We start from the raw sequence: 25,538 nt of genomic DNA, 5'->3' as shown, positions 1-25,538 counted from the left end.
TGGCTTGTAAACAGGCCTGATAGAATGATGGTAACATATTGAAATTTTGGGTGGTTGTCTCAACCACTCTATTTCTTTTGGGTTCATTTGGCTAGAGTCTTTATCTTGATTACCTTTGAACCCCTTTGTCACCCCTTGAGGTAAAGAGTAAAAAATATTAGAGTATGACTGGAGACAGATCAAAAATGCTGAGTCTAAAAAAATCAACTAAACCGAAAGAGTGGGATTACAAACCCCTACTAATTATCATCGCCCTTGTTTATCTGGCACTGTTATTATTTATTCCAGCAGCGGCAGTATTTTACTATGCTTTTCGCAATGGATTCCAAGCTTTTTTAGAAGCGGCAGGAACTTCTGACTTTATCGAAGCCGTGAAATTAACAGTAATTATTGCCCTAATTACTGTACCTTTAAACACAATTTTTGGACTTTGTGCAGCCTGGGTAATTGCTCGCAATCAATTTCGTGGCAAAACTTTATTAATTAGTTTAATTGACTTGCCTTTTGCCGTTTCTCCCGTGGTAGCGGGTTTAATGATTGTACTGCTCTATGGGCGCAATGGTTGGTTAGGTCCTTTCTTAGAATTTTTCGATATAAAAATACTTTTTGCTTTACCCGGAATGGTATTAGCAACTATATTTGTTACTATGCCTTTTGTCGCTAGAGAAGTTATCCCAGTCTTAGAAGAAATTGGTTTGGAACAAGAGGAAGCAGGGCGCACTTTAGGGGCAAGTGATTGGCAGATTTTCTGGCGCATAACTTTACCCAATATTCGTTGGGGATTGATGTACGGAGTGCTGTTAACTAATGCCCGGGCGATGGGAGAATTTGGGGCGGTTTCTGTGGTTTCTGGCAGTATTTTAGGGAGAACTGCCACCCTGCCAATTTTCGTAGAACAGGCCTATAAAAATTATCTCACTCCTGCCGCTTTTAGTGCGGCGGCTATTCTCGCCTTACTAGCGGGAGTTACTTTAATTATCAAAGAAATTCTCGAACGTAAAACCGCCCACAAAATTCATACTACATAACTACAATTAACCTAAAAATATGAGTATTACCATCCACCAAGTTTCCAAACGTTTCGGCAATTTTCAAGCCTTAGATAATATCAATTTAACCATTCCTGAAGGCAAATTAGTCGCCCTCCTCGGACCATCGGGATCGGGAAAATCAACCTTATTACGTTCAATTGCGGGATTAGAAAGTCCCGACAATGGCGCGATTATTATTAACGGACAAGATACTACCCATGTGGATCCTAGACGGAGAAATATCGGCTTTGTTTTTCAACATTATGCCCTATTTAAACATTTAACTGTTCGTCAAAATATTGCTTTTGGTCTAGAAATTCGCCAGCAAAAATCGCCAGTAATTAAGAAAAGAGTTGAGGAATTATTAGAATTAATTCAATTACAAGGATTAGGCGATCGCTATCCCGCCCAATTATCAGGAGGACAACGGCAAAGAGTAGCTTTAGCCCGCGCTTTAGCCATTCAACCGAATGTATTATTATTAGATGAACCCTTTGGGGCTTTAGATGCAAAAGTTAGAAAAGAATTAAGGGTATGGCTGAGAAATTTACACGAAGAAGTTCACGTTACCAGTGTTTTTGTTACCCACGATCAAGAGGAAGCAATGGAAGTAGCCGATACGATTGTCGTGATGAATCATGGTAAAATTGAACAGGTGGGTTCTCCCGCCGAAATTTACGATCATCCAGCCACACCTTTTGTGATGCAATTTATTGGGGAAGTGAATATCTTACCTAATCTAGCGGGATTAGGAAATGGGCATCATCAGGGTCATAATTCTACCGTTTTTATCCGTCCCCACGACCTCGAAATTATGCCCAGTCAAGATGGATTGAATAGTTGGGCAGTGGTAAAAAGAGTTATTCATTTAGGCTGGGAAATACAAGTAGAATTAATGTTAGCCGATGGGGAAATGGTGGTGGCTTATCTCAATCGTGAGGAGTACAAGCAATTACAGTTACAACCAGAACAAACGGTAAATTTAAAACCAAGAAAAGCGACCTTACTCACTGATTTTGACAATAAAAGTGAGAAATTTATCGATTATTCAATTTAAAAACTTTAGGTTTATTACAGCATTTCTCATAAAGATGAAGTATAATTTATGCGGGGGTTAGGCGGCTGTTGGTGTATTTTAACTTAGTGTCAGCATTCATCCCATCGCTAAAAGCTAGGGACTTCTGCTGACACTAAGTCAAAAGGTTTGCTATCTGTGCTTAAATCTACATCTAAATCTGGCCAATAAAAATGATTAGGAAAAGGCTCTTGTATATTTAAAATTTGTCTAATAGGGACATCTTGAAACCAAGGAAAATCTTGATAAGAAAGAAACATTTCTTCATTGTTTGCAAGAATCCATATTCCAGGGGAAGAAATATGAGTTACTTCAGCTTGAGAAGTATTTTGTCCAAGGGTTTATAAGTTCATTTGTATTTAAATTTTTACAGTTTATTTTAAATAAATCAAGAGATTTAATCCCGGAATTGTGCGCGAGAGGGTCCAGATAAGGAGAGTGATATAAAAGATGCCGATACCCCATTGATACCAAACTAAAAAAGAAATGATAGCGGGTAATTCTTGATCGCGAACTCGCCAATCATTAAAGCCTATTTTTAGCAAATTATTGAGACTTAAATCATAATAATTTAACCAATTCCAACGCTTTTGCCAAGGAATGGGAGTATAACGATCGCGAAAGAGGGGAAATTCGGGAACTACGGGTAAACGGGTGATTAATAAGCGTAATTGTCGCATACTACCATCTTGTAGGAAATAGGAACTATCCATTAAATCGTGATAGCGTCCCCGACGATAAAGTTCGATAATTAAAATTAGGGGTAAGGGGACAAGAATTAGGGCAATAGCTGTTAAAGTTAGTAGAGGACGGCTGGCAGATTGCAGGATATTAAACACACCTGAAAGGGTGAGAATAATATAGCTAGTTACCATACAAAGGATTTCATAACGATTAGGAATTACTGGTTTAGGAGTCAGACGACGCACGCGATCAATTAACCAAAATAAACAGCCAAAATAGGCAAAAATTATGATTCCTGTACCGAAAACTAAACTAAAATTTGTACCATCTTGACTTAAGAGTAATAGTAAAGCAAGGAAAGAAGTATGCAGAAAATCAGCTAACCAAGTGAGGTTAATTAGGCGAATAATTGAGATATTATTTAGCTTTTGTTTTAACTGTTGAACTCGCAATTTTTCGGTTTTGTATTCAATTTGATTAGCATCGGCAATTTGTTCTAGGGAGCGAAAATTACGAACTAAATTTCTTAAAACTGTTTCATTTCCTGCTAAGGTTGGTAAATAAATTGCTTGACCAATTACTCCTCTATCTCCCAGTATTTTCGCTTTATCGGAATCAAAAGCTAATCCTGATACACTCAAATAACTATTTTTAGTAAAAGTGGAATTACTAAAATCTACCTGATCTAAAAGTTTCACATCTTGAAAACTAACCACACCATTAAAATAACTAGACCGGAAAGCACCCGATTTCTCAAAAGTGGCATTTTTAAAGGTTAATAAACTTAAAAATCTACTCTTAGAAAATAGCGGACGATCTCGCCATTGACTTTGGGAAAAATTGGCTTCTTTTTCCCAGAAAGTACGGGTAAAATCTGCGGGTTTATCGTATTTGGTTTTATCAAAATAAGCTTCGGCAGTAAAATGACTGCGATGGAAGTTAGTAATACTTTTAAAATGGGCCGTGCGAAAGATAGCTTTATTTAAAAATTGACTTTGACTAAAATTTACATCTCCCATAAAAGTGGCTTTGGTAAATTTCGCTACCCTAGCAAAACGAGATTCTAACCAATTACTTTCACGACTAAATTTTGCTGCCATTGCTTCGACAATTTGCAGAAAAAAAGTCTTAGAAAAGTCCACTTCTCCCATAAATACGGTTCCCTGCAACTTCACAGGTCCGCGAAATACTGTGACATTAAAAACCGGTTCATCGCTATCGAATAAAAAATTTTCGTCCTGTTGTAATAACTGTTCTTCCGTGGGTGATAATAAGGTAGCGAGAGCCACTTTTGTTAAAGGAGTCGGTAAACCCAGACGGGAAGCGATAAAATTGCCTTGAATTAAGGAATTACTAAAATCTAAACCTAGGGGTTGTTTAGCGCGATTAATTTGACCTTGAATCTGTTGATAAAATTGTTCTTGCAGTTCTTTATTTTCATCGCGGATATCGATAACCAAATTGGCTAAATCGATGGTAGTCATCCCTTCTTTAAGGACGGGTGCGCTTAAACGTTCCTGCAATAAAGTTACTGTTAAAGGAACTCTATCCATTACTGCCAAACTAGGGAGAGAATGTACAGAGAAAAACAGAAAAACAATGATTAGTAACCAGCAGCCTTTCAACAACGCACCCACGACAGTTATTTTCCTAAACAAGCTTGGATAGCCATTTCTAAATCCTCTTGGTTTAAATCGGTAATAACAAAGACCTCCTGAACACTTTTTCCTGTCCTCGCAATCAGCTTAAAACCACCACGAATCGGCACTGATATCCGCAATTGTAACCGCGGACAATGACCTTTTGAGCGAGAAAGTACCCCCGGGGTGACAGTGGTGATTCCTTGATAGGTAATTAACTTTTCTAATACCGCAATCAACCCCGGAATATGAGTAGAATGATTCCAAACTAAGCGACCATTATTCATAATTATGCGGCCTCTAGGGGAGCCATGGTTAATCCTTCCCGTCGCAATTGTTGGTGATACAGTTCCGCTTGTTCTTGGGGACCTGTCCAGACAATTGCCTGTCCTTGGTAGTGAACTTGATTAGTTAATTCCCAAGCTCGATCGGTGGTCATATCCGGGATATATTTAATTAAACAATTGGCCACATGATCGAAGGTGTTAAAGTCATCGTTGAGAACAATAACTTTATAGTTGGGATAAGTCTTTTTGACCACTTGGGTGGACTTATCTAAGGTGGTACTGGGTGCGCTGGCCATAGAAGTTATAATAGGTCAAGGTTTTTGCGGTTAAATTCGAGCATTTTGACAACAATTAAGCGGCAAAAGCCACAGTATTATTATTCAAAACCCGGTGATAGTAATTTAATAATTGTTTTGTGGCCGCTTGCCATGCCCATTTTTCCGCTTCTAGGCGCGCATTTCGTCGTAATTCCTCTCTTTCTGCCTTGGCGGTTAGTAATCTTTGGGTGGCACTAATTAAACCTTTTTCATCCCTAGGATCGAAGAGATGACCATTAACTCCATCGGTGACAATATCAGGAATTCCCCCCGAATTTGCTGCCACTACCGGACAACCGGCAGCCATGGATTCTAAGAGTACCAAACCGAGGGTTTCTGTGCGTGAGGGAAAAAGAAAAGCATCTGCGGAAGCAAAAGCGGAGGCTAATTCTAACCCCTGTAAATAACCGACAAAATGGGTATTTGTGTCAGCAAAATGACTTGTTAAAGCTTCCCGATGGGGACCATCTCCCACAATGGCAAATCTTGCTTCGGGAATCGCTTCTAATACTGGTTTAATGCGATCGATTTCTTTTTCGGCCGACACTCGACCAACGTATAATAAGAGAGGACTATCGGGGTTATTTTGGGATAATTTCAGTCTCATAGCCGGGGATTTTAAATGAGGTTGAAATAATTCCGTATCGACTCCCCTTTGCCAAAGCTCTACCTTTTCAATGCCACGACTAGATAATTCTTGCACCATAGCAGTGGAAGTGCAGAGATTTAAACTTGCTTGATTGTGGGCCAATTTTAATAATTCCCAGAGTAATCCTTCTAGGGAACCTAATCCATAGTGTTGTAGGTATTGGGGGAGATGGGTATGATAGGAAGCGACGAGGGGAATGTTCATAGTTTTGGCAAAATAAATGCCTCCCACCCCTAAAACAGCCGGGTTAACCACATGAATAATATCAGGTTTAAACCTCTCTAAAGCTTGACCGACTGAAGGCCGGGGGAAAGCCATTTTTAATTCCGGATATAGGGGTAAGGGAATCCCTGTAACTCCATGAATTTTAGCACCTTTGTACTCCTTTAAACCGCCATCGGGAGAGAAAACTAATACCTGATGACCTAATCTTTGTAGGTGTTCCACGGTATGTTTAAGACGGGTGACAATTCCATCGATTTTCGGCAAGAAAGTTTCTGTAAAAAGAGCAATTCGCATAGAGAAAACAAGGTTAAGTAATAATTAAGGACAAGCTTTTTTTGAGATAGCTAGGAATAATTACTGAATTTCTCAAGGCAATTAACTCCCCAATTAATCATAGATCAGAAAGGCCAAAGGTTTTAATCACTCGATCGCTACCTTCGATAACCACCGTCGCTCGATAATTATCGCCGATTGCCGCTGTCCATAATTGCCATTCCCCCGCCACATTGTCTAATTTTAAGGGATTGAGGCCCACTTCCACTCGATCGAGTCCCCCGCTAATTCCCGTTCCCAGTGCCTTTAAATAAGCCTCTTTTGCCGTCCATAACTGAAAAAATAGCTTTTCCTTCTCTGCGGACTTTTCAACAAGCTCGTGTTCCCTAGCACAAAAAAACCTTTTTGTCAAGCTATTTAAATCTTTCATCTGGCGCATTTTCTCTAAATCTACCCCGATGCGAGCGGTTAAAGTCAAGCCACAGATGGCCATATCTTCGGAATGGGAGAGATTAAACTGTAATTGGTAGTTAATACTCGGTTTTCCCCGTTCACTGTAGATAAACTCGATTTTTTCGGGACTTATCGCCAAATATGACCCTAAAATCTCGCGTAAACACCCCCTCGCCACCAAAAAACGCCGCTTGTGTTCGGGAAAATGGTAACGATTAGCTCTAATTATTTCATCTTCCGAGAGCAAAGAAGCCAGTTTTTCTAGTCTATCCCCAGAGGGATCAAGACTGATAAAATAGAGATGAACCTCATCGGTAGATATAAACATTAAACTCAGAAGCACTCAAATAATTAATTATCGGTAAATTTTACCGTAAAATGAGAATTGCCGACTCAAGAATTTATCCACCTTCTAACTCTTGACTTTGCAGCACACCTATGAACTTTTTTCATACTGAAGACCACCTCCAACAGTTCGGTACAGATATTTTAGAAACAACTTGGCGAGAATTTCCCCAATTAGCTCAAGAACAAATTGCCCTAACTTGGATAGTATATGATCCTCCCGTTATCGTCAACACGGGGGGAGCAATTTCTCACGAAGAATTCTGGAAATATTCCCCCCGCGGATTTAGCTATCGCGGACAAGAAAGAACCTATCCCGCTAGTTTAGTGAAATTATTTTATCTAGTAGCAATTCATGAGTGGTTAGAAGGGGGAATGATTCCCGAAAACACCGAATTAAATCGCGCCATTCGTGACATGATTGTTGACTCTAGTAATGATGCTACCAGTTTAGTTGTAGATCTGGTCACGGGAACCACTAGCGGTCCAGAAATTGCCGCCAGTCCCTTTGAAACTTGGAAGCAACAACGCAACATAGTTAATCGTTATTTTCAATCCCTAAATTGGCCAGAATTAGCGACAATTAACGTTAATCAAAAAACTTGGTCTGATGGTCCCTATGGACGTGAACGCGCTTTTTTAGGGGAATTAATGGAGAATCGCAATATGTTAACTAGCAATGCAGTGGCGCGTTTAATTCATACTATTATCGGGGGGATTGCGGTTTCTTCCCAACGTTCCCAGATGATGATGTCTTTACTAAAACGAAGTCTTAATCCTGCTGATTGGACAAGTCAAGGAGATGAGACACAAATTTTAGGATTTTTGGGACAAGGATTACCAGAAAGTAGTCAAATTTGGTCAAAAGCTGGTTGGACAAGTCAAGTGCGTCACGATGCAGCCTATATTGAAATTCCCCATCATACTCCCTATCTCTTGGTGGTATTTACCGAGGGAAAAGATAACAGTCAAAACCGCTCAATTTTACCTTTTATTTCCCAGAAAGTAGCCGAGAAAATCATGCAGTTTAATTAATTGAAGCTGTAAGTAGGATGGTTTTCTCTGCCATTGCCAAAAGTGCTAGATAAACATCCTACTGCCATAAATCCGTAAATTTACTGATGTGCATCTCAATATACAGCTTTTCTCGGATAGATGGGGTTCTTTATTGCAGCTGAAATACTTGATTAAGTAAGGATTTAGTCTGTGCTTCACCTTGACGGGAAAGGCCGTCATCATTTAAACTAACAATAAGTTGTTCTTAAGTATTTCCTCAAATGTGTGACTTTCAACCCTCACCATTGTCATAACGAAAGGGAAGTGGAGAGTAAATTAATTGTTCAGTATTTACTCCCAAAACTAGGCTACAATGCCGAACATTGGTATCAACAAGTTAGCTTCGGTAAAGTACGTTTAGATTTCCTTGTTTCCGCTCAAAAACCTATCAACAAAAAGCAGTTTTTATCCTCTCACTGTCTAATTGTCGAGGCTAAAAACCCCAGAGAAAAGCTCATCAATCATCGTCACCGCTTAGGTTATTATCTCAACTACTTTAAAGTGCAGTGGGGATTATTAACCAACGGTGATGAGATTCAACTTTATCAAAGAAAACCCGATAAAATTTATTTAGTTTTTAGATGTTCTGGGTTAGAAATTGCCGCTCACTTAGAACAGTTAAAATCTCTGATTGGCTACGAAACTTTATTCCTGGGTATTCCACCGCTCAATTCTCCAACAATCAACAACAAAAATCCCATGAAAACCATCGCAATTTATCATCATAAAGGTGGTGTTGGTAAAACCACCGTCGCTACCAATCTAGCGGCAGCTTTGAGTAAAAAAGGCAAGCGAGTATTATTGATTGATATTGATGCTCAAGCTAATAGTACTTTTGCCGTTGGTTTAATTAAGTTTCAATTCGATGATGACGATGATTTAAAAGATAAAAATGTTTTTCATTTGCTAGATAACAGTAACCGCATTTTTATTGAGAATATCGTCAGAAAGTCTCAAGGATTCAATCATCCAGAAATTGATGTTATTCCCTCTCACATATCTTTAATTGCTAACCAAGCTAAAATTAAAGATAATGCGGCGGTATTTGCTAGATTGGCCAGAAAATTAGAGAAAGTAAAGGATCAATACGATATTGTAATTATTGATGCACCTCCCGCACTTGATTTATATGCACGCATTGCTTTAATTGCAGCTGATTATCTGATAATTCCTTCTGATCTTAAACCATTTTCTAATCAAGGATTAGATAGCGTTAAAAACTTTGTTCAAGAGGAAATCAATGAAAGTCGTGGAGATTTGGGTAAACCAACCTTACAAATTTTAGGCGTTTTACCTTCCAAAATTTCCACCCATGCTCAATACTTAAGATATAATTTTCCCAAACAAAAACAAGTGATTCCAGACAAATATAATTTACCCTTGATGGAATCAACTATCTCGGAAAGAATGCCTTTATCTCGCTGTATAAATCAATACGTTACCGTGGGAGATTTAGAAATTCCTGCTCCCCAATCTATAATGGATTATGCTGAACATAAAGGCGATGCGGGAGTATCAGCAGCAGAATTTGAAGCCTTAGCACTAGAAGTTTTAGCTAAAATAGGAGTTAAATAAATGTGTAAATTTTTACGAGTCGATATTACTGATATTAATCCTTCTCTTCCCAGAGAAACCTTCTCTGAAACTGAATTGGAAAATTTAGCCAATCTTATTATTGAAATGGGTGGACTTATTCGCCCTGCTATTCTCAAAAAAGCTGATAATAAAAAAGTTGATGAACGTTATAATATTATCAGTGGAGATTTAGAATATTATGCTTCTGTTATCGCCAATCAGAAAGTTCCTGACATCGAGATGATTAACGCTTTTGTAGTTGATAAAGAAGCGGAGAATATTGCTTTACAGCAAATACAGTTATTATCCCCTTCTCCTGGGTTAATTACCAGGCCCCAAAAAATAGATAATCCTCTAGAATTGAGGATGAGTAATCTTGAAAAACGATTAGAAACCCAGTTACAAGCAATCCGAGAGGAGTACCAAAAAGAAATCAAAAGACTGGAAGAAAAAATTATTATTTATCCTCCTCCTCCTCCTTCTAAGTCGATTTTAGAGCTTTTGAATACCTGTGATGCTAATCAACTTAAAAAAGGGGGAATTCCACCTGCATCTGTTAATGACTTTCTGAAAAAACGTTCAGAAAAGCCCTTTGATTCTTTGGAAGATGTCCTAAATCGCCCAGTGTCAGGAGTTAAAGAGAAAAGATTAATTAAACTTATCGATTATTTGCTGACTTCTAATTGATTTTTGTGGGTGTGTTGAGCTACTTTAACACACCCTACCGATGGATGTTATAATAATGGAAGATCAGTAAAAAAGCCTGATCCGATAGCGGGCAAAGATTAACTAGAAGACGGGTGAAAAGAGAAAACTTATGACAACTACCCCAGTAATTGCTGCTTCTTTAACAATTCCTCCCCTAGAAAACGGCGATAAATTAACTCGATGGGAATTTGAACGACGTTATCAAGGGATGCCCCATCTCAAAAAAGCGGAATTAATTGAAGGAATTGTTTATATGGCATCTCCCCTCAGATTTGAAAGTCACGCCGAGCCTCATGCTAATATTATCGGATGGTTAGCTCTCTATAAAGCGGCGACCCCCGGTGTTAGATTGGGTGATAATGCCACCGTGAGATTAGATATTGATAACGAACCCCAACCGGATGCCCTATTAAGAATTGACAAGGGAGGACAATCAACAATTAGTCAAGATGACTATGTAGAAGGCGCGCCGGAATTAATTGTCGAAATTGCGGCTTCTAGTGCTTCCTACGATGTTCATCAAAAATTAAATGTTTACCGTCGCAATCAAGTCCAAGAATACCTAGTCTGGCGGTTTTATGAACAAGAAATTGATTGGTTTCGGCTACAGGCAGGAGAATATATTAAACTAGAACCCGATAGTGAGGGCATAATGCGCTCCCAAATCTTCCCCGGTTTATGGCTAGATAAAAACGCTTTATTAATGGGCGACTTAGGAAAAGTTTTATTGATTTTGCAGCGGGGGTTAGAAACAGCAGAACATCGAGATTTTGTCAAGAAATTAACTGCCAATTACAGCTAGATTGTAAAATTAGACAATTATTCTTGATCCACTGTCCTAGAATTATAGAAAGAGTATTTTTGACTTGAATTTGTTCTTAACTGTCTCCCCCTTTTACCCCAATAATCTCGCCCCTGATAATCTTCACTTCGACAAGCTCAGTGACCACTCATCACCTTACTTTATGTCAAATCTAATCCTTTTCTGGCATCGTCGCGATTTACGTCTCTCGGATAATATTGGACTGAGTAAAGCTAGGGAGCGCAGTCCGAAAATTATCGGGGTTTTCTGCCTCGATCCTGCTATTTTAGAAGGGGATGATATCGCCCCAGCTAGAGTTGCCTATCTCCTCGGTTGTCTAGAGGAATTAGAAAAAAATTATCGCCAAAAAGGTAGTCAATTACTGATTATTCGCGGCAACCCCAGTCAAGCACTCGTCAACTTAGCCAGCAATTTATCGGCAAAAGCAGTTTTTTTTAACCTCGATATCGAACCCTACGCGCGTCAACGGGATCAACAGGTAATCGCCGCTTTACAAACAAAAGGAATTGAAGTAGAAACCTTCTGGGATCAACTTCTCCACGCTCCAGGGCAAGTCCTCACCCTCTCAAAAAGTCCCTACACCGTATATACTCCTTTTTGGAAAAATTGGAGCCAATTAGCCAAAGCCAGCCCCAAAACCCTAGAAAACCTGCAAGGATTAGACGAAAATGAGGGGGAGAAACTCACAGAAACTATTAACTTACCAACCCTAGAAAATTTAGGTTTTACTTGGCAAAACCCCTTACCCCTCACCCCCGGAGAAAAGGCCGCCCATAGCAGATTAGAAGAATTTTGTCAAGGGGTTATTAACAATTATCAAGAAGATCGTAACTTCCCCGCTTTCGATGGGACCTCGCGCTTGAGTGCTGCTTTAAAATTTGGGGCGATTGGCATTCGCACAATTTGGACGGCAACCCTAGAGTTATTAGAAAATTGCCGCGCCCAGGAAGCAAAAGATAGTATTATCACTTGGCAGCAAGAGTTAGCTTGGCGGGAATTTTACCAGCATTGTCTCTATTTTTTCCCAGAATTGGCGGTCGGTGCTTATAGAAAAGAATTTCGTCATTTTCCTTGGCAGGATAACGAAGAACATTTTCAAGCTTGGTGCCAGGGAAAAACCGGCTATGCGATCGTTGACGCGGCCATGCGACAATTAAATGAAACGGGATGGATGCACAATCGTTGTCGCATGATCGTGGCGAGTTTTTTAACCAAAGATTTAATTATTAACTGGCAAAAAGGCGAAAAATACTTCATGCAGAAACTTTTTGATGGCGATTTAGCCGCTAATAATGGTGGTTGGCAGTGGAGTGCCTCTAGTGGCATGGATCCGAAACCTTTAAGAATTTTTAATCCCGCTAGTCAGACACAAAAATTCGATCCGGAAGGGGAATATATTCGTCAGTGGTTGCCGGAATTAGCTTCCGTAGATACGGAATATCTAGTAACCGGGAAAATCCCCCGTTTAGAAAGACATCGTTGTGGTTATCCTGAGCCAATTGTCGATCATAATCAACAACAAAAAGAATTCAAACGACTCTATAGTAATCAGAAGCCAAAACAATAAAACTAGCTACTTTTGACCGGCTTTAATCTGGTTCCAAACATCCTCTAAACTTAGATATAACACAGGCACAACAATTAAACTCAACAGGGAAGAAGTGACTAAACCTCCCACAATCACCATCGCCATGGGTTGCCGCAATTCCGCACCAGTACCCAATCCCAAAGCGATCGGAATCATACCTAAAATTGTCGAACAGGTGGTCATTAAAATCGGTCTTAACCTAATCATTCCCGTTTCTAAAACCGCTTCCTCCCGACTCCAACCCTGTTGACGCAATTGGTTAGTATAATCCAGCAATAACACAGCGTTTTTATCGAGTAATCCCAAGAGGAAGATAAACCCGATCAGAGAAATCATACTAAACTCACTACCCGTTACCAATAACCCCAACATTGCCCCCACAATCGCTAAAGGTAAACATAAAGCGATGACGATAGTTTCTAGCAGTCTTCTGAATAATAGCCATAAAACTCCTAACATTAAAATTGTCGCTAGGATTAAAGTGCGACCAAAACTGCCCAAAACATCGCTACTTTGAGAAGAAGTACCCCAACGCTGTAAAGTTATCCCTTCCGGTAAAGGAATCCCTTCAATTTTAATCGCCGCATCTTCTAATCCTAAATCCGGACTGAGATTAGCACTGAGAAAAATCGCCTGTTGACCATTTAAACGCTCGATCGCCAAAAAATCCCCCCGCTCATTTAATCTAGATGATAGGGAAATATCCTTCAAACCGGCGATTTTAGCAGCCTCAACCCGCAATTTCTCGGCACTATCGCGCAATAGCTGCAAATTATCGCTTTTAATCGCAATTTGGATCGGCTTTTCCGCTTCCGTTTGCACAAAAGGAATGTCCTCGATACTGACATTCACCCCTCTAATTGGCGGTAAAATTTGCCGAATCCGTTGCTGCACGGCACTGGTGTGAGATTTACGATCGCCCTTCAGTGTAACGTGAATTTTGCCCCGATTCGGCTCACCGCGTAAACCGGCGATCATAAAAGTCGATTCCACTTCCCCATCCTGCAAAATCGGCGCTTCTAATTTGCTGCCATCGCGGATAGTGCGACGCAAAAGAAAACTTTCGGGAGAACTAGCTAACTGGGAAATCCAAGCGAAACTATCAGTAGAACTCTTAGCGGTCGGTTTATTAGGGCTAATTTGCGTTATTTTCGGCAAAGGAGAAGTATAAACCAGATTAAACTCGCCGCGATCGAGTCGGGGAATAAATCCCCTAGAAATAAAAGGAATCAGGGCAATACCCGCCAAAAAGGTAATTAGGGCAATAGCAATGACCAGCAAACGATGACGCAATGACCAGTTTAAGAGCCGTCGATAGGCGTTTTCAATCGGTCGCTTTTGTTTCGTCATTTTTGCCCGTGACTGCGGTTTCAGCCAATATACTGCCAAAACTGGCGATAAAGTTCGGGCGACCAACAGGGAAAAAATCACCGCAGCCGAGACAGTTAAACCGAAGGGTTGGAAAAACTGCCCCACCGCACCCCCCATAAAAGCCACGGGTATGAACACGGCAACAATGGTTAAAGTGGAGGCGGTGACAGCTAATCCGATCTCCCTTGTCCCCTTGAGTGCCGCATTTTTCGGGGTTTCCCCCGCGTCGATTAAACGGGAAATATTCTCCACATCAACGATCGCATCATCCACGACAATGCCAATCACCAAAGCCAGGGCCAGCAGCGTCAGGGTTTCCAGATTAAACCCATAGATGGCCATGATAATGAAAGTCCCCAAAAGAGATAGGGGGATAACCAGAGCAGAAATGATTGTAGCGGCGAAACTGCCTAAAAATATCAAGATCACCAGCACCGACAGCAAAACTGCCAAAAGTAAATCATCGATCGTGCCTTGTAGGGCAGCGCGAATATATTCCGCTTGGGTTTCAGCTAAAATTATCTTGACATCGGGCAGTTTTTGTGCTATGTCTTTAACCAGTTTTTCTGCGACCGCGGCCAGATCGAGACTATTGGCGGCACCTTTTTTGATTACCTGCACTGCGATTGCTTCTTGGCCATTAAAGCGTACCAGCGTGGGTAATGGTCGGGTTAAGCTTTTATGGGGATTATCTTCCCTAACTGTACCTTGACCGAGTAAATTAACTTTAGCCGTACCTGGGAGAGCTTTTAAGGGCGGAATTAAATTATCTTGGGCGATTTGGCTTAATTCTTCTAGATTTTTCTGCTCACTCACCAGCGTATATGTAACTGTTGCCGACTCATTTAAATCAACGGGGATAACTTCTGTGGTAGCTTGAGGGGGTAAAGGGACTTGCGAGATAGCCTGTTTAACTGCTGCGGTGGCCTTGTCTAAATTTGTGCCAATTTTAAAGAAAACGCTGATTACTGACTGTCCGGGGGCAGTAGTCGAAGAAATATCACGACGACCGGGGAGAGAGAAAAGAGGATTTTCTAGGGGTTTAGTTAATTGCTGTTCCGTGGTGATAGCAGTAGCTAAATCCGCTTGAGCGTTAATTATGACGACTGGAAAGCTGATATCTGGGAAAAGCGCGTATTTTAAGGAACTAAAAGCCAAAATTCCCGCCACGGCCACCGCTAACCAGAAAGCAATGGTTAACCTCGGGGCATTAATCGCTATTCGAGAGATATTCAGACGTTCTCGCCATGATTCTTTCATGTTTGTTGAATAAGTGGGGTATGGGGTGTGGGGTGCGGGGTGTAGGGTGTGGGGTGTTTTCTCAGTGAACTGATAACTGATAACTGATAACTGATAACTGATAACTGACTCCTAACCCCATGGTAGATGTTGGATTTTTGCAGGAGTTCTATTTTTCGACAAAGATAAGCAAAAATTATTTATTGACTGTAAAAACTTGAGAATATTTAAATTAATATTCCGCAATATTTATAAATTCTTAAGAATTAATTGAGAAAGATTTTTATTTAACAACGACGTTATCATGGTAACAGCGATTTGATAGAATTTCATAGTGGCTTATTCTGTGCTTTTTTGGGCAGCAATGGTTGAAAACCTTGCCACACCTAGAAGGTGATCCTAATTAAGACGGGTAAATCAGTCAATTTCACCCACAACGATGATCTTTTTTTTATGTAGTTTTATTGCAAAAAAAAAGTTTTTTTGACAAAAAGCATAAAGTATGATATATGAGCGGGTAATTATGAATTATGAATTGGGGAGAAGGGAGAGGGGAGAAGGGAGAAAAAAAGCTGATTACTGATAAGTACCTAAGCAAAATTAATTACACATATCTAACCACCTCTTGCATGAGTGCCTTTTGCATGAGTGCCTTTCTTAACTAGGAAATTTATTTTGCACGACTACTTAAGTAGCTGTTTATAATTAAATTGAAAATGGATTTTAGGCTCGATCCCCCCTTGATAAGGGTAGGGTTGATTCATGAATCAACCCTACCTTGAATCAGCCCTATGATAAGGGGGGTGTCTGACAACTTTTAACACCTACCTACTTAACTGCTCCCTTCCCTGCTATTCATACAAAATCTCATCAAAACAAGCTTCTCCCACACTGGATAAAGTCCTAGCGGCAGCTTTATCGGTTTTCGACTTCTGCACGAGGGCGCGGAATTGCTGTAGATTGTAACGAGCTTGGAATTTTTTAATCGTGCAGTCGCATAGGTCTTTTGCCACATCAGCAGCTAATCCTTCCCCGCGCGCTCTTTGTAAACATTCTTGACGATAACTGTCGAAAGTCGTGGCAGTATTAGAACTTTGGCTAAGGTAAACGGCATTATTAGCCTTTACTGGAAAGCATAAAGCTAATAAACCGATAAAAGTTAGTAAATACCTTTGATTTATCATCATAATCGCTTTTTTAAGCCTGAAATCCTCCACTAGATTAGAGAAGGGCTGCCTAAATTATAGATTGAGTGCTTGACTCTTGGGTTCCACTCTTGGCAAACTGTCAACTGTTATGTTAGGATAAAGGTCTATTGATCGGCGCCATCGCCAAGTGGTAAGGCAGAGGTCTGCAAAACCTTTACCCCCAGTTCGAATCTGGGTGGCGCCTTGAAAAATATCGGCAATCTTTTCCTGATTGCCTTGTCTAAATGAAAATTTAACAAGGTTTTACTTGATAGGCTGCCACTAGATAGCGAAAAATATACTCGACTATCTCTAAATAATTCTCGGTAGTTTCTAGAGACTCACCCCACACCGTCACGCCATGGTAAGAAATCAGTAAAGCGGGAATTTCTGGGGGGAAAGTTGACAATCTACTTTCTATTTCTGCGGCAATTTTCGGCACATCGAGATAGTTAGCAAAAACTGGCATAAATACTTGAGGATTTTCTACCCAAATACCTAAACCTTTCAACATTTCTAAGGGAGGTAACGATAACTTGTCCTCGCGAGCAAAACGGCAAACTAAATTCGCTTCCACCGAGTGGACATGATAACAAGCTTGTGCTTGGGGAAAGAGGCAATAAATCACCCGATGAATGCTAGTTTCTGCCGAAGGACGATTATCCCGATGAGCTAATTCTCTGACTTTTCCCGTCAGATCCACTCGCACAAAATCCTGTTCTGTGAGTTTACCTTTACTTTTGCCACTGGCAGTAATCCAAAAACTATGGTCATCAACTTTAGCGGATAAATTACCCGCAGTACCAAGCATCCAACCCAGTTGATAAAATCTTCGGGCAGCTGCCACTAGAGATAGACGAGGATCGCTCATGGTTTTTAGAGATATGGTAGATAGGGACTGACTATTATGACATCCTCACCCCCCTTTAAGGTTAGGGTTGTTTCATAATACGGTCAGAAAGTCAAAAGCAATCACTATCAGGTAAAATAGAGAGTGACCGTTAATATTTTAAAGATATGTTTAGCTTAATAGAAAAACTTAAATAAGTCAAGGACTCTCGGAAAAATAAACGGAAAAGACATCCTTTATGGCTAGTTTTGCTAATAATAATATTAGGAACTATGCAAGGATACTCAGACTATAGAGAGCTAGGTGATTTTGCTAAAATTCTGCCAATTTGACCAAAATCCAACCGGCAATTATTGGTGTCAATCATGTCGCAACTACTTATTTCAAGAGCGATTATCGCGATTAACTTTTCTGATTAACCAATAACTTGCCGCTAAAGCTAAGGTTCCCACGGTGAGGGCAATTAAATCATCTTTACTGTATTTATTGGGATCGAAAATAATAATTTTTCGAGAGATGGCAATCAGGGCAGTAACTACTACTAATTCAACCTGTACGATGTGTTTTCTTAAGTAAGCAGTGACGTTTTCTAATAACTCTAAAGCGATCAAAATATTGAGAAATAATCCGAATATTTCAATTAAAGTTTTACTAAAAAAACCGACGGGTTCCGTAGTAAATAGGTCTTTGATTAGGATAACTACTAAATCATAAAGAGAAACAATAATAACAACAATTAAGGCTACGGATAAAACCTTAGAAACTATGTTTTCAATGAGATGAATCGACCTCATGAAATCTTCATCGCGCCATTGTTGACCAAAATTGATAAGTAGTTTCCGTATCTGTTTGAGCATGATCAATTAAGTAAAAAGTAAAAATTATTATTGTATTTTATTGCTAATTGTTCTATTTAGCTAACAAGTAAGCCGATCCCCCCTGCCCCCTTATTAAGGGGGGTGCCGATCCCCCCTGCCCCCTTATTAAGGGGGTGCTGATCCCCCCTTAATAAGGGGGGTATCTGACAATTTTTAACATCTACTTACTTAGAACTCTCGAAATAATTGGGTGTATCTTAATTTTGCCTTCGATCCCCCCTTAATCCCCCCTTGATAAGGGGGGTGCCGATAGGCGGGGGGATCCCCCCTGCCACCCTTGATAAGGGGGGTGCCGATAGGCGGGGGGATCCCCCCTGCCACCCTTGATAAGGGGGGTGCTGATCCCCCCTGCCACCCTTAATAAGGGGGGTGTCTGACAATTTTTAAAATCTACCTACTTAGAAATAATTTTACTTGAAGAAGGCTTCCCTAGAAAAAAATCTAGGTGCGATCGCTATTAAGTCAACCGCACCCCAAACTAATACAAATGCTCACATCTAGCTGACATCATCGTGAGCGAAACGATTATAGAGGAAGTCGAGGGCATAGTTACGCAGACGATAATATTCAGGGTCCTCCATAATTCTCTCCCGATCGCGGGGACGGGGGAAATGAATATTCATCACTTCGCCGATTTTCGCTTCCGGTCCATTGGTCATCATTACCAGCTTATCAGCGAGGAAAAGGGCCTCATCGATATCGTGGGTAATCATCAACACCGTACAGCGTTTATCTTGCCAGATTTTCAGCAATTCTTCCTGTAATTCCTCTTTGGTAATCGCATCCAACGCGCCGAAAGGTTCATCAAGAATCAACACTTCCGGACGGATAGAAAGAGCGCGAGCGATCGAAACCCGTTGTTTCATCCCCCCGGAGATTTGGGGAGGGGTTTTATCCATAGCTTCCGTTAAACCCACCATAGCTAAATGTTCCCGCACGATCGAGCGTTTTTGTGCTTCCGGAGCATTGGGAGACACCGCATCTACCGCCAGATAGACATTTTCAAAAACACTTAACCAAGGCAATAAAGCATAGTTTTGAAACACTACCATGCGATCGGGCCCGGGTTTAGTAATTTTCTTACCGTTAACTTTAACGATGCCATCGGTGGGAGAAGAAAAACCCGACACCATATTTAATAGGGTGGATTTACCGCAACCGGAGTGACCGATCACACAGATAAATTCACCTTCATTGATGCTGAGATTAACGTCCTTGAGGACAGTGTAGGGGCCTCTAGGAGTGGGATAAACCTTAGAAACTCCTTCAATGGTGACAAAAGCTTCTTTAGTGGGGGCCTGGGTTGCTCGGTTAACGGTGTCGGTGGTGGTGTACATGATTAGTCTTTGGGGGAAATTAGTTAATAGGGGCAATGGCCGGGGATAATTGGCTAGGAATTATCCCCTTAGTCGATTTTTAGGCAATTTTGCGAGATTCACTGGCACTAGGACGAGCATCAATAGCCACTTCGGCCATGGTGACGTTTTGTTTGATCTCTAAACTATTGAGATAACCGATCGGATCCTCGGCATCAAACTCGATACCATCGAATAAAAGGATCGGTGTGCGACGATATTTAATATCCCCTAGACCCAATTCCCGGGCCGCGGTACTAAAGACACCCACCCGACAGACGCGTTCGAGAATTTCTACCCAGTTACGGGGGAAAGGAATGTGGCCCCAGCGCGCCATTTGGGTCATCATCCAGAGGTGTTCGGTACGACTGGGACGATTTACCCCTTCTCCATAGAACAGATGGTGTGCATATTCTTTCATCGGTTGATCGAGACTGCACGCATAGGAGTTGGGATCACCCAGTTGGATATAATCGATATTGGTACTAAGATACTGACGACTGGCGAGGATTTGACGAATTTCTTCCTGATTCCCTTCCTCGGCACAGTAGCGACAACCTTCCAGCAGTGCTTTGACTAAAGCGACATGGGTATTAGGGTATTTATTAGCCCAATCTTCCCGGACTCCCAGGGCCTTACCCGGGTGGCCCTGCCAGATTTCTAAGTCGGTGGCGACGGTGTAACCGATACCTTCCATGGCGGCCCTTAGATTCCAGGGTTCACCGACACAATAACCGTCAATACTACCGGTTTTCAGGTCGGCTACCATTTGGGCCGGGGGAATAGTTTCGAGGTGAACGTCTTTATCGGGGTCAATACCAGAGGCCGCTAACCAGTAACGCAGGAGCAAATTGTGCATCGAGGAGGGGTGAACCATGCCAAAAATATGGCGCTGCTCCTTCGATTCCAATAGCATCTGTTTTAAGGCGTTACCGTCAATCACTCCCTCGTCATAGAAGCGTTTAGCGAGGGTGACACCGTTACCGTTACGAGTCATCGTCAGGGCGCTGACAATCGGCAAAGGTTGCTCCTGATAACCACCGACGGTTAACCAGGTGGGCATTCCTGAAGGCATTTGCGCCCCGTCGAGGAATCCCCCCGCGATCCCGTCCACAACGCCTCGCCAACTGGTTTCCCGGACTAAATTCACCTCATCTAGACCATGTTTAGTGAAGAATCCCTTTTCTTTGGCCACTGCTAGGGGCGCGCAAGCGGTGAGGGGAACAAAACCGATCTCTAGATTGACTTTTTCTAAACCGTGACGGGCAATCACTTCGACTTTGCGAGCGCGTAGTTTTTTGATCCGTTTTTGTTGGTTGAGGAAATAGATAATTTCACTCCGGAGACTGTAGTAACTGGGGTGTTCCACCACTTCCATGCGTTTGCGGGGACGGGGGATATCCACTTCCAAAATACCGCCAATTTTTGAGCCGGGGCCATTGGTGAGCATGACGATGCGATCGGATAATAGCACCGCTTCATCCACATCGTGCGTCACCATTACCGAGGTCATTTCGTATTCTTCGCACAGCTGCATTAACTGTTCCTGTAGATTACCTCTAGTCAGGGCATCTAACGCCCCAAAGGGTTCATCTAAAAGGAGGACTTTCGGACGGATGGCTAGGGCGCGAGCGATCGCTACCCGTTGTTTCATCCCCCCCGATAATTCGTTGGGACGTTTATCCACTGCATGACGAAGATTGACCAGATCGATATATTTTTCGACTTCAGCTTTTCTTTCGTCTTCTGATAGTTGGGTGAGAACTTGATCGACGGCCAGAGTGATATTTTCTTTGACGGTTAACCAGGGCAAAAGGGAATAGTTTTGGAAGACTACCATGCGATCAGGCCCCGGTTTTTTAATGCTTTGACCTTGCAAAGTCACCACCCCTTCCGTGGGCAAATCTAAACCAGCAATCATGTTTAAGAGGGTGGATTTTCCGCAACCGGAGTGACCGATGAGGGAGATAAATTCCCCTTTTTTGATCTGTAAATCAATCCCTTTCAATGCCACATATTCACCGCCACCACTGAGGGGGAATACTTTATCGATGTTATCGACAGCGACAAACAAACTCATATTTTTTTCTCCTTAAATTTCCTCAAGTTTCAGTTATTGGAAAATGGGGAAACTTTCCCCATCGATTCCCTATTGACGAACGATTTGATTTTGCAACCAAGCCATAAAGCGATCGAGTAATAAACCCACACCACCGATATAAAACAGAGCGAGAATAATATCGCTGATGTAGTTATTTTGGTAGGCATCCCAGATAAAGAAACCGATACCGACGATACCCGACATAACGATTTCCGCCGCAATAATCGCTAACCAAGCTAAACCGATCGCAATTCTCAAACCAGTGAAGATGTAGGGAAGAGCCGAGGGAATTAATATCTTGAAGAAGAATTTTTTGTTGGACAATTGCAAGACTTGTTTAACGTTGATATAGTCTTGGGGAATTTGTTGGACACCGACGGTGGTATTAATCAAAATCGGCCAAACTGCGGTAATAAAGATCACGAATAAAGCTGCAGGTTGGTTTTGTTGTAAAGCGGCCAAAGATAGGGGAACCCAAGCAAGAGGAGGAACTGTTCTTAGGAATTGGAAAAGGGGATCGAGGGCCTTATTTAAGAAAGAATTTAAACCGACCATAATCCCAACGCCAATACCCACCACTGCGGCAAAAAAATAACCGATTAATACCCGTTGCAGACTCGCTAAAGTTTGCCAGAATAGTCCCTTATCAATGCCCCCACGATCAAAGAAAGGATACATTAAATAAGTACGAGTTCGTTCATTGGTGATTAGGTCGGATGGGGGGGGTAATTTGATTAATCCCACCATCGAGACTAATTGCCAAACAATCAGAAAACCCAAGGTACCGATAATCGGGGGAAGAATATCTTGGGAATGTTTTTTCCAGAATTTACCGAAGTTGAAACCACCTTTACTTGTTCTGCTGACGCTACTTGCCATTTTGCCGTTTTCCTTTGTTGAAGATAAAGTTACTTGATTGGGGAGAGAAGAAAACATTTTTGGGATTAATAGACTAGATATTTTATGCCCCTAGCCTATCGAGAAAAGCTCGCTATTTTTTGATCGCCAAACTATCGAGATAAGCTTGGGGATTGGCAGGATCAAAAGTTTTGCCATCAAAGAATTTTTCGACACCGCGGGAGGTACTGGTGGGAATATCAGCTGCGGGAACCCCTAATTCTGTGGCTGCCGCTTTCCAAAGATCCTCGCGGTTAACCTTGTCGATTAATGCGGCGGCAGTGGTTAAAGTTTCTTTCGGCAAGAAACCCCAACGAACACTTTCGGTTAAAAACCAGAGATCATGACTCTTGTAGGGATAGGAAACGCTACCGGCGGGATCTTTCCAGTAGAAAACTCCTTTATTTTTGTCGGTGATTTCCGGTTTGCCGTCACCCATTTTCTGCATTCCTTTGAGGGGACCGGCGATAATTTCTTCCTTGAGGTTGAAATAAGCCGGTTTAGCGAGAATTGCCGCCGCTTCTGCCCGATTTGCCTCTTGATCGAGCCATTGCTGCGCTTCCATAATTCCTTTTAACACCGCTTTGGTGGCTTTCGGGTTTTTATCCACCCAATCGGCGCGGATAGCGAGGTATTCTTCCGGGTGATAGGGCCAGATTTCTGCGGTTAAAGCTGACATAAAACCGATCTGATCGGCCACAATGCGCGCCGGCCAAGGATCGCCGGTACTAAACGCATCCATGGTTCCCGTTTTCATGTTGGCCACGGTTTGGGCTGCGGGTACGGCAATTAGGTTAATATCCGTATCGGGGTTAATACCACCAGCCGCTAACCAGTAACGAATCCAGAAGTCTTGGTTAGCTTTCGGGAAGGTATAGGCGGCTTTAAAGGGAGTTCCCGTCGTTTTCATGGCGAGGATGTAATCTTTGGCGGGTTTCAGGTCTAAACCGATATTTTTGCCCTCGTGTTTACCTGCGATCGCAATTCCGTTACCCTGGGTGTTTAACTGCGCTAACACATACATGGGGACTTTAACGTTATTTTTGGTGATTAGTCCCTCGGAAATTAGGTAAGGCATGGGCATTTGCCACTGTCCCCCGTCAATTCCGCCCGCATCTGCGCCAATTTCGACGTTATCTCTAGCGGATCCCCAGTTTGCTTGTTTGGAGACTTCCACATCGGGCATCCCGTGTTTGGCGAAAAAGCCTTTTTCCTTGGCAATAATTAAGGGTGCGGCCTCAACGATAGGAATATAACCTAATTTAATTTTGGTGGTTTCAGGAGCTTGTTCCGGGGCGATGGCGACGGGAGAAGCAACCGGGGCAGCGGGCGCGGTGGTGGTGGTTCCACCCGTAGTGTCGGGGGGATTACCCACACAACCTTTGAGGACAACAGCCCCTGCTGCTGAAACCGCCGCCGTGGTTAAAAATTTCCGTCTCGAAAAATTTGACATAGAATCTCCTACCTGCTTGCTAAAGCAAATATGTGTGCTGAATTATGGGTAAAGGAATCCCCAGCTAAACTTTCCCTCTAGACCGTGCTATAGAAATTTAGCTATGGAATATTGAATCTCGATTGAACTTACTAAATAAGTCTAGCGGAATTTGGAAAAAATAATTAATCCGATCGAGAATTTTATTTACAAAAATTTAATTCGATTGATAAGAATTAATTAAGACCATTGATATATCTAGCTTCTAGCCACTTAAGCCTGTCTGTGGACTTGGGGTGATGGGGTGATGGGGAGATGGGAGAAACAACAAAATGAGCCAAGGGTGAGTTTTAGGAATGCCGCTCCTTCCGGCTTGGTAGAATGGACAATATGCTTTCACCCCAAAGTAATGACCAGATCTAAAAAGCCGAAATCACCGAACTCCTCTGATTCGCCCACCTCCCCTTCCTTGGCTCTCTCTTCCCTACATTTTCGTCTCCAAGCTTTAGAGGAGGAGCATCAGTGGCTTCTCAAGCAGATTGCCAGAAAACGCACCGAACTAAAGAAATTCCTCGACCAGATGCGTTCCCTGGCGACGGAGATTTTCCAGAGAGGGCAACCCCTCTATGAAAAACTTACCGACCTCGACCGCGAAATACACGCCCTTTTTGACGAAATCCTCACTGCTAGAAAAATGGGGCAGCAGACAAAGAAAAGCATTCTCGGAATTTACGAGACACTTCAGTTAACGGGGGTGATTAGCCCAAAATTTGAGGATGGAGATGAAGAACTAGACGAACTTTTCGGAGACGAAGGACCGGAAGGATCATCGGAGCAATCCGCGCAGGATTTCTTCTCTGGGGGAGACTCCTACGGCCGTAACGATGATGGAACAGAGATATCACCTGAAAGCTCGCCTAAATCTCCCGAATCTAGACAAATACGCCGCACTTTCCTGAGAATGGCCGAGATTTTTCACCCCGACAAGGTTACGGATCCCGAAACTCGGATGCGTCACAACGAGATCATGAAGGAAGTCAACCGTGCCTATAAAGAGGGAGATATTGCCAAACTGCTCGAAATCGAACGACAGTATCAAATGGGGGACTCTTTCGCGGTTGAAGGCTCATCGGAAAGCGACCTTAAACGACAGTGCGAGAAGGTTGAAACCAATAACGAACTACTCAAAAAGCAATACGAGAACCTGAAAAGAGAACTGCGATCGGTGCGAAATACCCCGGAAGGCGAGATGGTGAGGGCCAGTCGCGCTCGTGAGAAGGATGGCATCGACCCGATTGAGCAAATGCTAGAGGAGATGAAATTACAAGTTCAATCCACCGAAAAAGTCTATAATTTTGTCCTCAAGGGGTGACAGAAAGGTTAAAGAGCTTGCTTGATAAGGCTCATAGCCGTTAACCCTTTGGAGAAATAAGGGTTTTTCTGGGGTTTGAGGCGTATCAAAGAAAGGGCAAGTTCCGAAAAAATATCCATCGACTCAA

The 25,538-nt window shown here is 42.1% G+C and carries 20 protein-coding genes, 1 tRNA gene and 3 pseudogenes; 10 read left to right on the top strand and 14 right to left on the bottom strand.

What is annotated here, in order from left to right; genetic code table 11:
- The first annotated feature begins 185 nt into the window (after positions 1-185).
- Together cysW and O9334_RS16720 are read left to right on the top strand one after the other, a co-directional pair.
- The gene (gene cysW, locus O9334_RS16725) at positions 186-1,028 is read left to right on the top strand and encodes a sulfate ABC transporter permease subunit CysW (protein ID WP_045361224.1); all 843 of its coding nucleotides are present in this window, start codon (positions 186-188) and stop codon (positions 1,026-1,028) included.
- A gap of 19 nt (positions 1,029-1,047) precedes the next feature.
- The gene (locus tag O9334_RS16720) at positions 1,048-2,088 is read left to right on the top strand and encodes a sulfate/molybdate ABC transporter ATP-binding protein (RefSeq protein WP_045361225.1); all 1,041 of its coding nucleotides are present in this window, start codon (positions 1,048-1,050) and stop codon (positions 2,086-2,088) included.
- Positions 2,089-2,195: 107 nt separating this feature from the next.
- On the opposite strand, the pseudogene O9334_RS16715 reads toward O9334_RS16720, so the two are convergent.
- From O9334_RS16715 to O9334_RS16690, 6 genes and pseudogenes are all read right to left on the bottom strand, one after another.
- Positions 2,196-2,411 (bottom strand): annotated as a pseudogene (locus O9334_RS16715) (DUF2442 domain-containing protein); the annotation flags it as partial.
- Positions 2,412-2,480: 69 nt separating this feature from the next.
- The gene (locus O9334_RS16710) at positions 2,481-4,427 is read right to left on the bottom strand and encodes a pentapeptide repeat-containing protein (protein ID WP_288001305.1); all 1,947 of its coding nucleotides are present in this window, start codon (positions 4,425-4,427) and stop codon (positions 2,481-2,483) included.
- A gap of 5 nt (positions 4,428-4,432) precedes the next feature.
- Positions 4,433-4,717, bottom strand: a complete 285-nt coding sequence (locus O9334_RS16705; protein WP_002732155.1) for a DUF2103 domain-containing protein — start codon at positions 4,715-4,717, stop codon at positions 4,433-4,435.
- Positions 4,718-4,719: 2 nt separating this feature from the next.
- Positions 4,720-5,013: an ATP-dependent Clp protease adapter ClpS gene (clpS, locus tag O9334_RS16700; RefSeq protein ID WP_002765336.1), complete on the bottom strand. Its 294-nt coding sequence runs from the start codon at positions 5,011-5,013 to the stop codon at positions 4,720-4,722.
- 55 nt (positions 5,014-5,068) lie between these two features.
- A complete protein-coding gene (locus O9334_RS16695; RefSeq protein WP_045361230.1) occupies positions 5,069-6,202 on the bottom strand; it encodes a glycosyltransferase family 4 protein in 1,134 nt (377 codons plus the stop codon).
- 97 nt (positions 6,203-6,299) lie between these two features.
- Positions 6,300-6,962: a 4'-phosphopantetheinyl transferase family protein gene (locus tag O9334_RS16690; protein WP_045361232.1), complete on the bottom strand. Its 663-nt coding sequence runs from the start codon at positions 6,960-6,962 to the stop codon at positions 6,300-6,302.
- A 110-nt stretch (positions 6,963-7,072) separates the two neighbouring features.
- On the opposite strand from O9334_RS16690, the gene O9334_RS16685 reads away from it, so the two are divergent.
- The 5 genes from O9334_RS16685 to O9334_RS16665 all read left to right on the top strand — a co-directional run bounded on the left by O9334_RS16685 (position 7,073) and on the right by O9334_RS16665 (position 12,708).
- Positions 7,073-8,014, top strand: a complete 942-nt coding sequence (locus tag O9334_RS16685; RefSeq protein WP_045361234.1) for a serine hydrolase — start codon at positions 7,073-7,075, stop codon at positions 8,012-8,014.
- Positions 8,015-8,260: 246 nt separating this feature from the next.
- Positions 8,261-9,610 carry an AAA family ATPase gene (locus tag O9334_RS16680; RefSeq protein ID WP_045361236.1) on the top strand — a complete coding sequence of 450 codons (1,350 nt, stop codon included), beginning with the start codon at positions 8,261-8,263 and terminating at the stop codon, positions 9,608-9,610.
- The gene (locus O9334_RS16675) at positions 9,611-10,297 is read left to right on the top strand and encodes a ParB N-terminal domain-containing protein (RefSeq protein ID WP_288001302.1); all 687 of its coding nucleotides are present in this window, start codon (positions 9,611-9,613) and stop codon (positions 10,295-10,297) included.
- Positions 10,298-10,427: 130 nt separating this feature from the next.
- A complete protein-coding gene (locus tag O9334_RS16670; RefSeq protein ID WP_190380195.1) occupies positions 10,428-11,120 on the top strand; it encodes a Uma2 family endonuclease in 693 nt (230 codons plus the stop codon).
- A 163-nt stretch (positions 11,121-11,283) separates the two neighbouring features.
- Positions 11,284-12,708, top strand: coding sequence for an FAD-binding domain-containing protein (locus tag O9334_RS16665; protein ID WP_045361240.1), 1,425 nt, complete (start codon positions 11,284-11,286; stop codon positions 12,706-12,708).
- Positions 12,709-12,714: 6 nt separating this feature from the next.
- Here O9334_RS16665 and O9334_RS16660 read toward each other — a convergent pair whose 3' ends face one another.
- Together O9334_RS16660 and O9334_RS16655 are read right to left on the bottom strand one after the other, a co-directional pair.
- A complete protein-coding gene (locus O9334_RS16660; protein ID WP_288001297.1) occupies positions 12,715-15,360 on the bottom strand; it encodes an efflux RND transporter permease subunit in 2,646 nt (881 codons plus the stop codon).
- 830 nt (positions 15,361-16,190) lie between these two features.
- Positions 16,191-16,526: a hypothetical protein gene (locus O9334_RS16655; protein ID WP_045361244.1), complete on the bottom strand. Its 336-nt coding sequence runs from the start codon at positions 16,524-16,526 to the stop codon at positions 16,191-16,193.
- 134 nt (positions 16,527-16,660) lie between these two features.
- On the opposite strand from O9334_RS16655, the gene O9334_RS16650 reads away from it, so the two are divergent.
- A tRNA-Cys gene (locus tag O9334_RS16650) sits at positions 16,661-16,731 on the top strand.
- A gap of 48 nt (positions 16,732-16,779) precedes the next feature.
- Here the strand turns inward: O9334_RS16650 and mtnB are convergent.
- Positions 16,780-17,397 (bottom strand): methylthioribulose 1-phosphate dehydratase, encoded by a 618-nt coding sequence (gene mtnB, locus O9334_RS16645; protein ID WP_045361246.1) that lies wholly within the window; start codon positions 17,395-17,397, stop codon positions 16,780-16,782.
- A 146-nt stretch (positions 17,398-17,543) separates the two neighbouring features.
- On the opposite strand from mtnB, the pseudogene O9334_RS16640 reads away from it, so the two are divergent.
- Positions 17,544-17,693: pseudogene (locus O9334_RS16640) on the top strand (transposase family protein); the annotation flags it as partial.
- 66 nt (positions 17,694-17,759) lie between these two features.
- Here the strand turns inward: O9334_RS16640 and O9334_RS16635 are convergent.
- The 5 genes from O9334_RS16635 to O9334_RS16615 form a co-directional block, all read right to left on the bottom strand.
- Positions 17,760-18,233 carry a phosphate-starvation-inducible PsiE family protein gene (locus O9334_RS16635; RefSeq protein ID WP_002800917.1) on the bottom strand — a complete coding sequence of 158 codons (474 nt, stop codon included), beginning with the start codon at positions 18,231-18,233 and terminating at the stop codon, positions 17,760-17,762.
- Between the two features lie 518 nt (positions 18,234-18,751).
- Positions 18,752-19,591 carry a nitrate ABC transporter ATP-binding protein gene (locus O9334_RS16630; RefSeq protein ID WP_045361277.1) on the bottom strand — a complete coding sequence of 280 codons (840 nt, stop codon included), beginning with the start codon at positions 19,589-19,591 and terminating at the stop codon, positions 18,752-18,754.
- Positions 19,592-19,670: 79 nt separating this feature from the next.
- Complete coding sequence (locus O9334_RS16625) at positions 19,671-21,689, bottom strand: ABC transporter ATP-binding/substrate-binding protein (protein ID WP_288001291.1); 2,019 nt, start codon at positions 21,687-21,689, stop codon at positions 19,671-19,673.
- Between the two features lie 69 nt (positions 21,690-21,758).
- A complete protein-coding gene (gene ntrB / locus O9334_RS16620) occupies positions 21,759-22,589 on the bottom strand; it encodes a nitrate ABC transporter permease (RefSeq protein WP_288001309.1) in 831 nt (276 codons plus the stop codon).
- Between the two features lie 112 nt (positions 22,590-22,701).
- Positions 22,702-24,060: a CmpA/NrtA family ABC transporter substrate-binding protein gene (locus O9334_RS16615; protein WP_288001288.1), complete on the bottom strand. Its 1,359-nt coding sequence runs from the start codon at positions 24,058-24,060 to the stop codon at positions 22,702-22,704.
- Between the two features lie 388 nt (positions 24,061-24,448).
- Here O9334_RS16615 and O9334_RS16610 point away from each other — a divergent pair.
- A pseudogene (locus tag O9334_RS16610) lies at positions 24,449-25,402 on the top strand (molecular chaperone DnaJ); the annotation flags it as partial.
- Between the last annotated feature and the right edge of the window lie 136 nt (positions 25,403-25,538).

The organism is Microcystis sp. LE19-8.1F (assembly GCF_027531715.1).
In the GTDB taxonomy this organism is placed as follows: Bacteria; Cyanobacteriota; Cyanobacteriia; order Cyanobacteriales; family Microcystaceae; genus Microcystis; species Microcystis wesenbergii_A.
The sequence above is the reverse complement of the archived record's forward strand: the minus strand, read 5'-3'. Positions and strand labels throughout refer to the sequence as shown.

Coding starts and splice junctions, on each gene's coding strand:
- O9334_RS16720 (WP_045361225.1), top strand. CDS start 1,048: ATGAGTATTACCATCCACCAAGTTTCCAAACGTTTCGGCAATTTTCAA.
- O9334_RS16615 (WP_288001288.1), bottom strand. CDS start 24,060: ATGTCAAATTTTTCGAGACGGAAATTTTTAACCACGGCGGCGGTTTCA.
- O9334_RS16655 (WP_045361244.1), bottom strand. CDS start 16,526: ATGATGATAAATCAAAGGTATTTACTAACTTTTATCGGTTTATTAGCT.
- O9334_RS16625 (WP_288001291.1), bottom strand. CDS start 21,689: ATGAGTTTGTTTGTCGCTGTCGATAACATCGATAAAGTATTCCCCCTC.
- clpS (WP_002765336.1), bottom strand. CDS start 5,013: ATGGCCAGCGCACCCAGTACCACCTTAGATAAGTCCACCCAAGTGGTC.
- cysW (WP_045361224.1), top strand. CDS start 186: ATGCTGAGTCTAAAAAAATCAACTAAACCGAAAGAGTGGGATTACAAA.
- O9334_RS16670 (WP_190380195.1), top strand. CDS start 10,428: ATGACAACTACCCCAGTAATTGCTGCTTCTTTAACAATTCCTCCCCTA.
- O9334_RS16630 (WP_045361277.1), bottom strand. CDS start 19,591: ATGTACACCACCACCGACACCGTTAACCGAGCAACCCAGGCCCCCACT.
- O9334_RS16685 (WP_045361234.1), top strand. CDS start 7,073: ATGAACTTTTTTCATACTGAAGACCACCTCCAACAGTTCGGTACAGAT.
- O9334_RS16690 (WP_045361232.1), bottom strand. CDS start 6,962: ATGTTTATATCTACCGATGAGGTTCATCTCTATTTTATCAGTCTTGAT.
- O9334_RS16665 (WP_045361240.1), top strand. CDS start 11,284: ATGTCAAATCTAATCCTTTTCTGGCATCGTCGCGATTTACGTCTCTCG.
- mtnB (WP_045361246.1), bottom strand. CDS start 17,397: ATGAGCGATCCTCGTCTATCTCTAGTGGCAGCTGCCCGAAGATTTTAT.
- O9334_RS16695 (WP_045361230.1), bottom strand. CDS start 6,202: ATGCGAATTGCTCTTTTTACAGAAACTTTCTTGCCGAAAATCGATGGA.
- O9334_RS16705 (WP_002732155.1), bottom strand. CDS start 4,717: ATGAATAATGGTCGCTTAGTTTGGAATCATTCTACTCATATTCCGGGG.
- O9334_RS16675 (WP_288001302.1), top strand. CDS start 9,611: ATGTGTAAATTTTTACGAGTCGATATTACTGATATTAATCCTTCTCTT.
- ntrB (WP_288001309.1), bottom strand. CDS start 22,589: ATGGCAAGTAGCGTCAGCAGAACAAGTAAAGGTGGTTTCAACTTCGGT.
- O9334_RS16635 (WP_002800917.1), bottom strand. CDS start 18,233: ATGCTCAAACAGATACGGAAACTACTTATCAATTTTGGTCAACAATGG.
- O9334_RS16660 (WP_288001297.1), bottom strand. CDS start 15,360: ATGAAAGAATCATGGCGAGAACGTCTGAATATCTCTCGAATAGCGATT.